The sequence below is a fragment of the Roseateles sp. P2_H4 genome (assembly GCF_056403315.1).
In genome coordinates this window covers 1-13,391 of sequence record NZ_JBFUFR010000024.1, presented here as the reverse complement: position 1 = coordinate 13,391, position 13,391 = coordinate 1, and the positions used below count along the sequence as shown (strand labels likewise).

Below are 13,391 nucleotides of genomic sequence, written 5' to 3'. Positions count from 1 at the left end.
GCGGGGCGAGAGCTTAGCGCTTCAGCGAGTCGCGAATCTCGCGCAGCAGCTGAATATCTTCCGGCGTGGGCGGCGGCTCGGTCGGCGCGGGGGCGGCTTCGGGCTCACGCTTGAGGCGGTTGATCTGCTGAATCATCAGGAAGATGACGAAGGCCAGGATGATGAAATTCAGCGAAACGGTCAGGAAGCTGCCATAGGCCAGCACGGCGCCGGTCTTCTTGGCTTCGGCCAGCGTGGTGGCCGTCTGGCCGGCCAGCGGGATGAAGTAATTGCTGAAGTCCAGCCCGCCGAAGATCTTGCTGACGACCGGCATGATGACGTCACCGACCAGGGAGTCGACGATCTTGCCGAAGGCGCCGCCGATGATCACGCCGACCGCCAGGTCGACGACATTGCCTTTGACGGCGAACTCCTTGAACTCGGAGAAGAAACTCATGCGGGCCTCCTGGATGGCGATGTCTGTGAGATGACTCGGGCGATGTTGGCGCCAAGTCCATGCACCTAGAAGGCGGGTAAACCTGTGGTCGGTCGCCGCTTGGCCGAGCCGTGGGTAAGCGTCCGTTAGAATCCTGGGCTGCCCCTGATCAGAAGTCTCTTTAGAGGACCCTCATGAGTGACCAGCAAGTGGACCAAGGCAAGCGGACCTGGTTGATTGCAACCGGTTGCGCTGGCGCCGTTGGTGGCGTTGCGACCGCCGTGCCCTTCGTCAGCACTTTTGCGCCGAGCGAGCGCGCCAAGGCCGCCGGTGCCCCCGTCGAGGTCGACATCTCCGGCATCAAGCCGGGCGAAAAGCTCACCGTCGAATGGCGCGGCAAGCCGGTCTGGATCGTGCGCCGCACGCCGGAGCAGCTTGAGGCCCTGAAGAAGAACGACGGCCAGCTGGCCGATCCGAATTCGGACCGCAAGGCTTTCCCGATCCCCGAGTACGCCAAGAACGAGAACCGTTCGCGGCAGGAAAAGAAGGAATACCTGGTGGTAGTGGGCATCTGCTCCCACCTGGGCTGCTCGCCGAGCGACAAGTTCGCCACCGGTGCCCAGCCCTCGCTGCCCGACGACTGGACAGGCGGTTTCCTGTGCCCCTGCCACGGCTCGACCTTCGACATGGCCGGCCGCGTGTTCAAGAACAAGCCCGCGCCCGACAACCTCGAAGTGCCGCCGTATATGTACCTGTCGGACACCCGACTGGTCATTGGTGAAGACAAGAAGGCCTAAACGGAACCACGGGACGAGACATGGCTGAATTCAAAGAAGCACCCGCAGGCGCCTCGGCAGGCGTGAAGACCATGACCTGGCTGGAGAACCGGTTCCCGACCGCGTTCGACGCCTACAAGGTCCACATGTCGGAGTACTACGCACCGAAGAACTTCAACTGGTGGTATGTCTTCGGCTCGCTGGCGCTGCTGGTGCTGGTGATCCAGATCGTCACCGGCATCTTCCTGGTGATGCACTACAAGCCCGATGCCGGCCTGGCCTTCGCGTCGGTCGAGTACATCATGCGCGACGTGCCCTGGGGCTGGCTGATCCGCTATATGCACAGCACGGGCGCCTCGGCCTTCTTCGTCGTGGTCTACCTGCACATGTTCCGTGGCCTGATCTACGGCAGCTACCGCAAGCCGCGCGAGCTGGTCTGGATCTTCGGCTGCGCGATCTTCCTGTGCCTGATGGCCGAGGCCTTCATGGGCTATCTGCTGCCCTGGGGCCAGATGTCCTACTGGGGCGCCCAGGTCATCGTGAACCTGTTCGCTGCCGTGCCCTTCGTCGGCCCGGACCTGGCGCTGATGATCCGCGGCGACTATGTCGTCGGTGACGCGACGCTGAACCGCTTCTTCAGCTTCCACGTCATCGCCGTGCCGTTGGTGCTGCTGGGCCTGGTGGTGGCCCACCTGCTGGCCCTGCACGACGTCGGTTCCAACAACCCCGATGGCGTCGAGATCAAGAAGCACAAGGACCCCAAGACCGGCATCCCGCTGGACGGCGTGGCCTTCCACCCGTTCTACACGGTGCACGACATCTACGGCGTCTGCCTGTTCCTGATGGCCTTCACGTCCATCCTGTTCTTCGCACCGGAACTGGGCGGCTACTTCCTCGAGTACAACAACTTCATCCCGGCCGACCCGCTGAAGACGCCGGCGCACATCGCCCCGGTCTGGTACTTCACGCCGTTCTACTCGATGCTGCGCGCGACGACCGACACCATGGTCAACGTGCTCTGCGGCGTCGTCGGCATCGCGGCCGTCGTGAGCTTCCTGAAGGGCAAGTTCGGTGGCGCGGCCAAGGTGGCGCTGCTGGTGGCGGCTGCCGTGCTGATCTTCCTGCTCAAAGTCTTCGACGCGAAGTTCTGGGGCGTGGTCGTCATGGGCGGCGCGGTCGTCATCCTGTTCTTCCTGCCCTGGCTGGACCACAGCCCGGTCAAGTCGATCCGCTATCGCCCGGACTGGCACAAGGTTGTCTACGCCGTCTTCGTCGTCTTCTTCCTGTGGCTGGGCTACCTCGGCATCCAGCCGCCGAGCGACATGGGCACCCTGGTCGCCCAGGTGGGCACCTTGTTCTATTTCGGCTTCTTCCTGCTGATGCCGTGGTGGAGCCGCCTGGGGACGCCCAAGCCGGTGCCCGACCGTGTGACCTTCCACGCCCACTGAGCCGCGGAGCAACAACACAAATGAAAAAGCTGATCGCTCTCCTGCTGGCTTCGCTGAGCCTGGCTGGTGCCGCCCACGCTTCCAGTGGCGGCATCGAGTGGGACAAGTTCCCAAAGGAAAAGATGGCGGACATGGCTGCGTTGCAGAACGGCGCCAAGCTGTTCGTCAACTACTGCCTGAACTGCCACTCGGCCGCCTACATGCGCTACAACCGCATGCGCGACATCGGCCTGTCCGAAGCCGACATCAAGAACAACCTGCTGTTCGCGGCCGAGAAGGTCGGTGAGACCATGAAGGTCAGCCTGGACGCGAAGGACGCCAAGGCCTTCTTCGGCGCCAACCCGCCCGACCTGACCGTCATCGCGCGCTCGCGCGCCGATGGCGCCAAGGGCTCGGGTGCGGACTACCTCTACACCTATATGCGGAACTTCTACCGCGACGACACGAAGGCTACCGGTTGGAACAACCTGGCCTTCCCCAGCGTCGCGATGCCGCATGTGCTGTGGGAACTGCAGGGCCAGCGCGCCGCCAAGTTCGAGGAAGTGGCCGACCCGCATGACCACGACAAGAAGATCCACGTTTTCGCCGGCTATCAGCAGCTGACGCCCGGCACGCTGTCCGAGCGCCAGTACGACGAAGCGGTGGCCGACCTGGTCGCCTATCTGCAGTGGATGGGCGAGCCGGCACAAGGCCAGCGTTTCCAGCTGGGCGTCATCGTGCTGATCTTCCTGTCCATCCTGACCGTATTCGCCTGGCGTCTGAACGCCTCGTACTGGAAGGATGTGAAGTAGACCTGCAAGTCCCGGCACTGCCTCAAAGCGGTGCCAAACACGCAGTGGGGAGGGCATCCAGCCACCCACTGCGTTTGCTTTTTGCGCGGCGGCCTGCCGCGTGAGTTTTGATTGACTGACCCCTCGGGAGCCCAAGCCATGATGGTCCTCTACTCCGGTACCACCGACCCCTACTCGCACCGCTGCCGCTTTGTGCTGTTCGAGAAAGGCATGGACTTCGAAATCCGTGACGTTGACCTGTTCGCGAAGCCCGAAGACATCGCACTGATGAACCCGTACAACGAGGTGCCCATCCTCGTCGAGCGCGACCTCATCCTGTACGAATCGCACATCATCAACGAGTACATCGACGAGCGCTTCCCGCACCCGCAGCTGATGCCCGGCGACCCGGTGGCGCGCGCCCGCGTGCGCCTGTTCCTGCTCAACTTCGAGAAGGAGCTGTTCGCCCACGTGAACATCCTCGAAGGCCGCGGCACGACGACCAAGGCGACGGACAAGCAACTGGAAAAGGCCCGCTCGCAGATCCGCGACCGCCTGACCCAGCTGGCCCCGATCTTCCTGAAGAACAAGTACATGCTGGGCGACGACTTCTCGATGCTCGACGTGGCCATCGCCCCGCTGCTGTGGCGCCTGGACTACTACGGCATCGACATGTCCAAGAACGCGCTGCCGCTGCTGAAGTACGCCGAGCGCATCTTCAGCCGCCCGGCCTACATCGAGGCGCTGACGCCCTCGGAAAAGGTCATGCGCCGCTGATCGTCCCCCGAAGCGCCTGCGCGCTTCGCCTCATGGGGAGCCGTCAGTGGGCTGGCCAAGCCGGTTCCACTGTCGGTTGCTGGGTCTACTGACCGAATTGCGCCCTGACCGGGTTGACTGTTGTACATGGATAAATCGCAAGGGATCGAAGGCGGCGCGGGCAATGGCACGTCCACCCGCCCCTACCTGATCCGTGCCCTGCACGACTGGTGCACGGACAACGGCTTCACGCCCTATGTCGCGGTCCACGTCGACCGCTCGGTGCAGGTGCCGATGGAGTACGTCTCGAACAACGAGATCGTGCTGAACATCGGCTTCGATGCGACCAGCGGACTGGACCTCGGCAACGAGTTCATCCAGTTCAAGGCCCGCTTCGGCGGTGTCGCGCGCGAGATCATCGTGCCGGTGGACCATGTCGTGGCCATCTACGCCCGCGAGAACGGCCAGGGCATGGCCTTCCCGGCCCCCGAGCCCCTGGCCGAAGGCGCCCACGTGCCCGCCGCCCCTGTGGCGACGGAGCCGCGGCGCAGCGGCCTGCGCCTGGCGAGCGAAGCCAACGACGAGGGTGACGACACGCCGCCCCCGCCGGACACTCCCAGCGGCGGCCCGCGGCCTTCGCTGAAACGGGTGAAGTGAACGTCTAGAATTCGCGTCCTTCGCCGGCTTAGCTCAGTTGGTAGAGCAACCGCCTTGTAAGCGGTAGGTCATCAGTTCGAATCCGATAGCCGGCACCAATCAAAAACCCACGGTCTCGCGACCGTGGGTTTTTTCATTTCTGGATCAGCTTGACGCGGATATGCCCCGGCAGGCCGGCCTGGGCCAGCAGCGCTTCCAGGCGCGGCAGCAGGTGGCGCAACTTGGCGGCAACGGCCGCGTTGGCGGCCAGCAGGCTCCAGCCGTCCTCGTCCAGCGGCCCGGGCTGCAGGCTGGCCAGCAGGTTGCCGGGCAGGGCGGGCGAGATGATGCGCAGCCGCCGCCGCGACGCGTCCAGGCGCGCGCTGAGCTGGCTCAGGCCTTCATGGGCGCGCAGCGCGTCGGCCACCGGTGTCGGCGACGGGACGCTGGCGCGCGAGCTCCTGGGCGCGAGATAGCGGGGCGGGGTGGCCATGGCCGCAGTGTAGTCAGGCGGCCGGCCGCTTCATGGCCCGCTGCTAAACTGCGCCGTTTTGCGCGGCCGGGCAAGTCCGTCTTGCAATGCCCTGCCATGCCCTCAGATTCGCGCCTTCCACCCGCCGGGACCCCGGCCGGTGCCGCGCAGCTCCTCATTCCTTCGCAGCATGTTGCCCAAGCTTCTCACCTCGATTTTCGGTAGCCGCAACGAGCGTCTGCTTAAAGAGTACCGCCGCACCGTGGCGAAGATCAACGCGCTGGAGCCGAAGTACGAGGGCTTGAGCGACGACGAACTGCGCGCCCAGACGGCCGAGTTCAAGCAGCGCATCGCCGCCGGCGAGACCGTCGACGACATCCTGCCCGAGGCCTTTGCCGTCTGCCGCGAGGGCAGCAAGCGCGCGCTGAAGATGCGCCACTTCGACGTGCAGCTGATCGGCGGCATGGTGCTCAACGACGGCAAGATCGCCGAAATGCGCACCGGCGAAGGCAAGACGCTGATGGCGACGCTGCCGGTCTACCTGAATGCGCTGACGGGCAAGGGCGTCCACGTCGTCACGGTGAACGACTACCTCGCGCGTCGCGACGCCGAGTGGATGGGCAAGCTGTACACCTTCCTGGGCCTGTCGGTGGGCATCAACCTGCCACAGGCGCCGCGCGAGCAGAAGCAGACCGCCTATGCCGCCGACGTCACCTACGGCACCAACAACGAGTACGGCTTCGACTACCTGCGCGACAACATGGTCTACGAGACGGCCGACCGCGTGCAGCGCGGCCTGGCCTACGCCATCGTCGACGAGGTGGACTCCATCCTCATCGACGAGGCGCGCACGCCGCTGATCATCTCGGGCCAGGCCGACGACCACACCGACGTCTATCTGCGCATCAACGCCGTCGTGCCCAAGCTGAAGAAGCAGATCGGCGAGCTCGACCCGCGCACCGGCGAGGGCGTCATCGAGGCCGGCGACTTCACGGTGGACGAGAAGTCGCACCAGATCCACCTGACCGAGGATGGTCACGAGGTCGCGGAAGCGCTGCTGACCGAGGCCGGCCTGATCCCTGAGGGCGCCAGCCTTTACGACGCGGCCAACATCACGCTGATGCATCACCTGAATGCAGCGCTGCGGGCCCACCACGTCTATCACCGTGACCAGCACTACGTCGTGCAGGGCGGCGAAGTCACCATCGTGGACGAGTTCACCGGCCGCCTGATGAGCGGCCGCCGCTGGAGCGATGGCCTGCACCAGGCCGTCGAGGCCAAGGAAGGCGTGCAGATCCAGGCCGAGAACCAGACGCTGGCCTCCATCACCTTCCAGAACTACTTCCGCATGTACGGCAAGCTGTCCGGCATGACGGGCACGGCCGACACCGAGGCCTATGAGTTCCAGGAGATCTACGGCCTCGAGACCGTCGTCATCCCGCCGAACCGCCCGACCATCCGCAAGGACGAACTGGACCTGGTCTACAAGACCGACAAGGAAAAGTACAACGCCGTCATCGAGGACATCCGCGCCTGCCACACGCGCGGCCAGCCGGTGCTCGTCGGCACGACGTCCATCGAGAACTCGGAGCTGATCTCCAAGCTGCTGGACCAGGCCAAGCTGCCCCACAACGTGCTGAACGCCAAGCAGCACGAGAAGGAAGCGCAGATCGTCGCCCAGGCCGGTCGCCCGGGCGTCATCACCATCGCCACCAACATGGCCGGCCGCGGCACCGACATCGTGCTGGGCGGCAACGTCGAGAACCAGGTCAAGTTCCTCGAGGCCGACGACGCCATTCCCGCCGACGAGAAGGCGCGCCGCATCCAGCAGCTCAAGGACGAGTGGCAGGGCCTGCACGACAAGGTGCGCGCCGAGGGCGGCCTGCGCATCATCGCGACTGAGCGCCACGAGAGCCGCCGCATCGACAACCAGCTGCGTGGCCGTGCCGGCCGCCAGGGCGACCCGGGCTCCTCGCGCTTCTACCTGTCGCTGGACGACCAGCTGATGCGCATCTTCGCCGGCGAGCGCGTGCGCGCCATCATGGACCGGCTCAAGATGCCCGAGGGCGAGGCCATCGAGGCCGGCATCGTCACGCGCAGCATCGAGGGCGCCCAGCGCAAGGTCGAGGCCCGCAACTTCGACATCCGCAAGCAGTTGCTCGAGTACGACGACGTGTCGAACGACCAGCGCAAGGTCATCTACCAGCAGCGCAACGACATCCTCGAGGCCGAGGTCCTGGTCGCCCAGATCGCCTCGCTGCGCGAATCCACGCTGACCGACGTCGTGCGCACCTTCGTGCCCGCCGAGAGCGTGGAAGAGCAGTGGGACCTGCCCGGCCTGGAGCAGGTGCTGCAGGGCGAATGGCAGATCGGCCTGTCACTGACCGAACTCGTCAAGAAGAGCGACTCCATCACCGACGAGGACCTGCTGGCCGCCGTCACCAAGGCCGGCGACGAGCTGTTCCAGGACAAGCTCGACCGCGTCGGCATCGATCAGTTCAACCCCTTCATGCGCATGGTGCTGCTGCAGAGCATCGACCAGCGCTGGCGCGAGCACCTGGCCGCGCTGGACTATCTGCGCCAGGGCATCCATCTGCGCGGCTACGCCCAGAAGAACCCCAAGCAGGAATACAAGCGCGAAGCCTTCGAGCTGTTCTCCCAGCTGCTGGACCTCGTGAAGATGGAAGTCACCCGCACGCTGATGAATGTGCGCATCCAGAGCCAGGAAGAGGCCAGCCAGGCCGCCGAGGCCATGGAGCGCCGTGCCGAAGCGGTGTCCAACGTGACCTACCAGCACCCGAACGAGGACGGCTCCATCAGCCAGGACGTCGACCCCGCCACGCTGCTGGCCGAGTACGGCCACATCGGCCGCAACGACCCCTGCCCCTGCGGCAGCGGCAAGAAATTCAAGCTCTGCCACGGCAAGCTGGCCTGAGTTTCCAGGTCTCGATCCCTCACGGGCCGGCTCAGCCGGCCCGTTTTCATTGGGCCGCCGGCCTCGCTCAGCCCACCCATGTGGGGGGGAAACCGTGCGTTTGGGCACAACCAGACCCCTGCGCCACACGCATGAGGGGTGCCAGGCCCTTGTCCACCCCCCTAGAGTGCAGCCCATACCCCGGTAAAACACCGGGTAGACCCGAATAGAGAACCTGAAAGCGCGTCATGAAATCGTTGTCTACAGCCTTCGCCGCCCTGAGTCTGGCCTTCGCCGCCGGTACCGCCGCCGCCGCGCCGGTGTCGTTCACCTTCGGCAACAACAACATCATGTCCAACGGCCAGGACGCGGCCGCTTTCGACAACATCTTCAACTTCACGCTGACCAGCCAGACCCTACTGGGCGCGTCCCTCCTCACCCTCTCCCCTGAGCCGAGCGCCAGCGTGAACATCACGTCGGCCTTCCTGAAGCTGGGCGGTACAACCGTCGCGCTGACCGAAACCCATGCCATCGACTGGGACGCCGACGAGAGCGGCACCGAAACCTGGGGCCTGAGCCCGCTGTGGCTGTCGGCCGGCAACTGGGAACTGCATGTCGTCGGTGAAGGCTACGGCGTCAAGTCGCCCGAAGGCTACCAAGCCCAGCTGAATGGCCGCGGCGTCGACCTGCCCGAGCCCACCGCCCTGGCCCTTGTCGCCGTCGCCCTGGCTGGCTTGAGCCTGTCGCGCCGCCGCCGCGTCGGCTGAGCCGGCTGACCGAAATTCACGAGCAGTCCACCATGATCAAGTCTTTCGCCCTCGCCGCAGCCCTGCTGTCCAGTGCCACGGCCTTCGCCGACGTCAGCATCCGTTTCGATAGCCGCGATGCCGGCGACCCGGCGCTCACGACTTCGCTGACGGCCAACTACATCACCGGCGGCCTGAACTACACGAACGCGGCCACCGGCAGCTTCCAGGCCTATTGCATCGAACCCGACCAGTCGTTCGCGATCACGAGCAGGGGCTTCAAGACCTACACGGTCGGCAGCTTCAGCGGCACGCAGGGCACCCTGCTGCAGGCGCTGTACTCCAGCAGCTTCGGCTCCGTGCATGACGGCGCGCAGCAAGCAGGCTTCCAGCTCGCCGTGTGGGAAATCATGCGCGAGGCCAGCGGCACGCTGAGCCTGGCCGAGAACAACGGCAACTTCTTCCTGAAGACCGCCGGCCTGTCGGGCGCGCAGCTCACCACGGCCACCGGCGCGCAGACCTTTGCCAGCAGCTACCTGGCCGCCGCTCAGGCCTACCACGGCGCATCGCTGTACAGCCTGACCAAGCTCAGCAACGCCAACTACCAGGATCTGGTTGTCGCCACGCCGACGGTCGCCGTTCCCGAGCCCGAGTCCTATGCCCTGCTGCTGGCCGGTCTGGGCGCCATCGGCATGATCGCCCGCCGCCGCCTGCCGCGCTGAGCGCAGCGCGCGCCGCTGAAAAGGCTCCCTCGGGAGCCTTTTTGCTTTTCTGCTTCCTACAATCCGCGCGCTTTCCCTGACTCCCACCGAGCGCGCCATGCCCGTCAATCTCACCGCCCCCGATCCCGCCTCCCTGTTGCCCGTGCCGGGCGTGCGCCTCGGCGTGACCATGGCCGGCGTGCGCAAGGCCAACCGGCGCGACCTCAGCGTCATCGCGCTGGAAGAGGGCGCCGCCGTCGCCGGCGTTTTCACCACCAACCGCTTCTGCGCCGCGCCCGTGCAGCTTTGCCGCGAGCACCTGGCCGGCGGCTCGGCCATCCGCGCGCTGCTGATCAACACCGGCAATGCCAACGCCGGCACCGGTGCCGACGGCCTCGCCCGCGCCCGTGAAACCTGCCAGGCCCTGGCCGGCCTGATCGGCTGCCAACCGGAGCAGATCCTGCCCTTCTCGACCGGCGTCATCATGGAAACGCTGCCCGTCGAGCGCATCACCGCCGGCCTGCCCGCGGCCCTGGCTGCGCTGAAGGCCGACAACTGGGCCGAGGCCGCCGCCGGCATCATGACGACGGACACCCTGCCCAAGGCCGCCTCGCGCCGCATCGAGATCGGCGGCGTGCCGGTCACGCTGTCGGGCATCTCCAAGGGCGCCGGCATGATCCGCCCCAATATGGCCACCATGCTGGGCTTCGTCGCCACGGACGCCAACATCGCTCCGGCCCTGCTGCAACCCCTCGTCAAGGAAGCCGCGGACGCCTCCTTCAACCGCATCACCATCGACGGCGACACGTCCACCAACGACTGCTTCATGCTGATCGCCAGCCGCAAGGCCGCGCATGCCGAGATCACGTCGCTGGACAGCGCCGACGCCAAGGTGCTGCGCGAGGCGCTGATCGCGCTGGCCCAGGAGCTGGCCCAGGCCATCGTGCGCGACGGCGAGGGTGCGACCAAGTTCATCGCCATCACCATCGAGGGAGGCCGCGACGAGGCCGAGTGCAAGCTCGCGGCCTACGCCATCGCCCACTCGCCCCTGGTCAAGACGGCCTTTTTTGCCAGCGACCCCAACCTCGGCCGCATCCTTGCCGCGGTCGGCTATGCCGGCATCGGCGACCTCGACCAGGGGCTCATCGATCTGGACCTGGACGACGTCGCGATCGTGCGCCAGGGCGGGCGCCTGCCCACCTACCGCGAGGAAGACGGCCAGCGCGTCATGAAGCAGTCGGAAATCACCATCCGCGTCGGCCTGAACCGTGGCCAGGCCAGCGCGACGGTCTGGACCTGCGACCTCAGCCACGACTACGTGTCCATCAACGCCGACTACCGGAGCTGAGTCCGGACCGAGGACAGGCCCTGCGGCCTGTCCGACGCCTGACGAAGGACCACCGGCCTGCGAGCCGGTGGGCATGATCTCCGGGTTTTTGCTGTCAGGGCTTCATCGCATGACGATCGGCGGGGCTGGGCGGTCGCGCTGAGAATCGGCGCTTCCTCGAATCCAGGACTCCGCCTGATGAAGCTCACCCTGTCTGCCATCGCCATCGCCGCCGTGCTCGCTACCAGCGCGCAGGCCCAGTCGCTGACCTATCCCGTCACGCGCAAGGCCGACCAGATCGACGCGTATCACGACACCGCCGTTGCCGACCCCTACCGCTGGCTGGAGGACGACAACAGCGCCGAGACCAAGGCCTGGGTCGTGCAGCAGAACGAGGTCACCGACAAATTCCTCGCCGCCATGCCGCAGCGCCTGCCGGCGCGCCGCATCTACACCGAGCTCTACAACTTCGAGCGCTTCGGCATCCCCTTCAGCGAGGGCGGCCGCTATTTCTGGACCCGCAACGACGGCCTGCAGCAGCAGAACGTGCTGTACACGGCCAAGTCGCTGAGCGACGCGCCCGTCGTCGCGCTGGACCCCAACCTGCTGTCCAAGGACGGCACCGTGGCGCTGAGCGGCGTCGTGCCCTCGCGCGACGGCAAGCTGCTGGCCTATGGCATCGCCGGTGCCGGCTCCGACTGGCAGACCTGGAAGGTGCGCGACCTCGCCACCGGCCAGGACCTAGCCGACAAGATCGACTGGGTCAAGTTCAGCAGCGCCGCCTGGACGGCCGACGGCAAGGGCTTTTTCTACGCCCGCTACGACGCGCCCAAGGAAGGCGAGAAGCTGACCGGCGCCAACTACTTCCAGAAGCTCTACTACCACCGCCTCGGCACGGCCCAGGGCGAGGACGTTCTCGTCGCCGAGAACCGCGACGACAAGGAATGGGGCTTCGGCACCGAGGTCTCGGACGACGGCCAGCTGCTGCTCATCAGCGTCTGGAAGAGCGCCGGCAGCAAGAACGGCCTGATGGTGCTACCCCTGCCCAAGGGCGGCTTCGCCGGCGGCAAGCCCCAGCCCATCACGCTGGACTTCGACGCCCAGTACACCCCCATCGCCGCCGTCGGTGGCAAGCTCATCGTCAAGACCGACAAGGGCGCACCGCGCGGCAAGCTGGTCGCCGTCGACCTGAAGAACCCGGCGCAGGCCAACTGGAAGACGCTGGTGGCCGAAGGCCCCGACGCGATGACCATGGCCTCCGCCGTCGGCGGCCGCTTCCTGCTGAGCTATCTGCATGACGCCGCCACGCTGGTGCGCGTGCATGGCGCCGACGGCAAGCAGCTCAGCGAGGTCAAGCTGCCCGGCGTCGGCACCGCCGGCGGCTTCGGCGGCCGCTGGAGCGACAAGGAAACCTTCTTCAGCTACACCAGCCTGACCACGCCGGCCGAGATCCATCGCTACGACGTCAAGACCGGCAAGGTCAGCTTGTTCAAGAAGCCCAAGACGGCCTTCAACGCCGACGAGTTCGAAACCCGCCGCGAGTTCGTCACCAGCAAGGACGGCACCCGCTTCCCGATCTTCATCGCCGCCAGGAAGGGCCTGAAGCTGGACGGCAGCAACCCGACGCTGCTCTATGGCTACGGCGGTTTCGACATCTCCATAACGCCGGGCTATGGCGTCACGGCGGCCACGTGGATGAAGATGGGCGGCGTCTACGTCATCGCCTCCATCCGCGGCGGCGGCGAGTACGGCTCGGCCTGGCACGAGGCCGGCACCAAGCTGAAGAAGCAGAACGTCTTCGACGACTTCATCGCCGCCGGCGATTGGTTGGTCAAGAACAAGGTCGCCAGCCCGGCGACGCTGGCCATCAACGGCGGCAGCAACGGCGGCCTGCTCGTCGGCGCCGTCACCAACCAGCGCCCGGATCTGTTCGCCGTCGCCGTGCCGCAGGTCGGCGTGATGGACATGCTGCGCTATCAGAACTTCACCATCGGCTGGGCCTGGGCCACCGACTACGGCACCAGCGCCGACAGCCCGGAGATGTTCAACGCGCTGCGTGCCTATTCGCCGGTGCACACCATCAAGAGCGGCACCAAGTACCCGGCCGTGCTGATCACGACCGGTGACCATGACGACCGCGTCGTGCCGGCCCACAGCTTCAAGTACGCCGCGACGCTGCAGGCCGCCGACACCGGCGCGGCGCCCAAGCTGATCCGCATCGAGACCAATGCCGGTCATGGCGCGGGCAAGCCCACCTCGAAGATCATCGAGGAGCGCAGCGACATCCTGGCCTTCATCGCCAACACGATGAAGCTCGAGGTGAAGTGATGGTGCCCCTCGCCCAGTCTCGCCTGGCTGTACGCAGGCGAGCCTGGTCGGTCCCCCGAGGGGACGGCGATGCTTGCGGCATCGAGCCGCAAGCACATCGCC

At 66.1% G+C, this 13,391-nt stretch carries 12 protein-coding genes and 1 tRNA gene; 11 read left to right on the top strand and 2 right to left on the bottom strand.

Features of this window, described 5'->3' with window-relative positions:
• Nucleotides 1–13: 13 nt before the first annotated feature.
• Complete coding sequence (mscL, locus tag AC1DW3_RS18330) at nt 14–436, bottom strand: large conductance mechanosensitive channel protein MscL (RefSeq protein ID WP_477933499.1); 423 nt, start codon at nt 434–436, stop codon at nt 14–16.
• Nucleotides 437–609: 173 nt separating this feature from the next.
• Between mscL and petA the strand changes: the two genes are divergently transcribed.
• The 6 genes from petA (at nt 610) to AC1DW3_RS18300 (ending at nt 4,920) form a co-directional block, all read left to right on the top strand.
• Nucleotides 610–1,212 carry a ubiquinol-cytochrome c reductase iron-sulfur subunit gene (petA, locus tag AC1DW3_RS18325; RefSeq protein WP_477933497.1) on the top strand — a complete coding sequence of 201 codons (603 nt, stop codon included), beginning with the start codon at nt 610–612 and terminating at the stop codon, nt 1,210–1,212.
• Between the two features lie 20 nt (nt 1,213–1,232).
• Nucleotides 1,233–2,639: a cytochrome b gene (locus AC1DW3_RS18320; protein ID WP_477933495.1), complete on the top strand. Its 1,407-nt coding sequence runs from the start codon at nt 1,233–1,235 to the stop codon at nt 2,637–2,639.
• A 20-nt stretch (nt 2,640–2,659) separates the two neighbouring features.
• Nucleotides 2,660–3,430 (top strand): cytochrome c1, encoded by a 771-nt coding sequence (locus AC1DW3_RS18315; protein WP_477933493.1) that lies wholly within the window; start codon nt 2,660–2,662, stop codon nt 3,428–3,430.
• A 138-nt stretch (nt 3,431–3,568) separates the two neighbouring features.
• A complete protein-coding gene (locus AC1DW3_RS18310; protein WP_056192820.1) occupies nt 3,569–4,186 on the top strand; it encodes a glutathione S-transferase N-terminal domain-containing protein in 618 nt (205 codons plus the stop codon).
• 126 nt (nt 4,187–4,312) lie between these two features.
• On the top strand, nt 4,313–4,822 hold the full coding sequence (locus AC1DW3_RS18305) for a ClpXP protease specificity-enhancing factor (RefSeq protein WP_477933491.1): 510 nt from the start codon (nt 4,313–4,315) through the stop codon (nt 4,820–4,822).
• A 22-nt stretch (nt 4,823–4,844) separates the two neighbouring features.
• A tRNA-Thr gene (locus AC1DW3_RS18300) sits at nt 4,845–4,920 on the top strand.
• A gap of 35 nt (nt 4,921–4,955) precedes the next feature.
• On the opposite strand, the gene AC1DW3_RS18295 is transcribed toward AC1DW3_RS18300, so the two are convergent.
• Nucleotides 4,956–5,294 carry a hypothetical protein gene (locus AC1DW3_RS18295; protein WP_477933489.1) on the bottom strand — a complete coding sequence of 113 codons (339 nt, stop codon included), beginning with the start codon at nt 5,292–5,294 and terminating at the stop codon, nt 4,956–4,958.
• 169 nt (nt 5,295–5,463) lie between these two features.
• On the opposite strand from AC1DW3_RS18295, the gene secA reads away from it, so the two are divergent.
• The 5 genes from secA (at nt 5,464) to AC1DW3_RS18270 (ending at nt 13,289) form a co-directional block, all read left to right on the top strand.
• Nucleotides 5,464–8,208 carry a preprotein translocase subunit SecA gene (gene secA, locus AC1DW3_RS18290; RefSeq protein ID WP_477933487.1) on the top strand — a complete coding sequence of 915 codons (2,745 nt, stop codon included), beginning with the start codon at nt 5,464–5,466 and terminating at the stop codon, nt 8,206–8,208.
• A gap of 227 nt (nt 8,209–8,435) precedes the next feature.
• Nucleotides 8,436–8,954: a PEP-CTERM sorting domain-containing protein gene (locus tag AC1DW3_RS18285; protein WP_477933485.1), complete on the top strand. Its 519-nt coding sequence runs from the start codon at nt 8,436–8,438 to the stop codon at nt 8,952–8,954.
• A gap of 32 nt (nt 8,955–8,986) precedes the next feature.
• Entirely contained in the window at nt 8,987–9,655 is a 669-nt protein-coding gene (locus AC1DW3_RS18280; protein ID WP_477933483.1) for a PEP-CTERM sorting domain-containing protein, read from the top strand.
• 97 nt (nt 9,656–9,752) lie between these two features.
• Nucleotides 9,753–10,982, top strand: a complete 1,230-nt coding sequence (argJ, locus tag AC1DW3_RS18275) for a bifunctional glutamate N-acetyltransferase/amino-acid acetyltransferase ArgJ (protein WP_477933481.1) — start codon at nt 9,753–9,755, stop codon at nt 10,980–10,982.
• Nucleotides 10,983–11,159: 177 nt separating this feature from the next.
• Complete coding sequence (locus AC1DW3_RS18270) at nt 11,160–13,289, top strand: prolyl oligopeptidase family serine peptidase (protein ID WP_477933479.1); 2,130 nt, start codon at nt 11,160–11,162, stop codon at nt 13,287–13,289.
• Nucleotides 13,290–13,391: the final 102 nt, after the last annotated feature.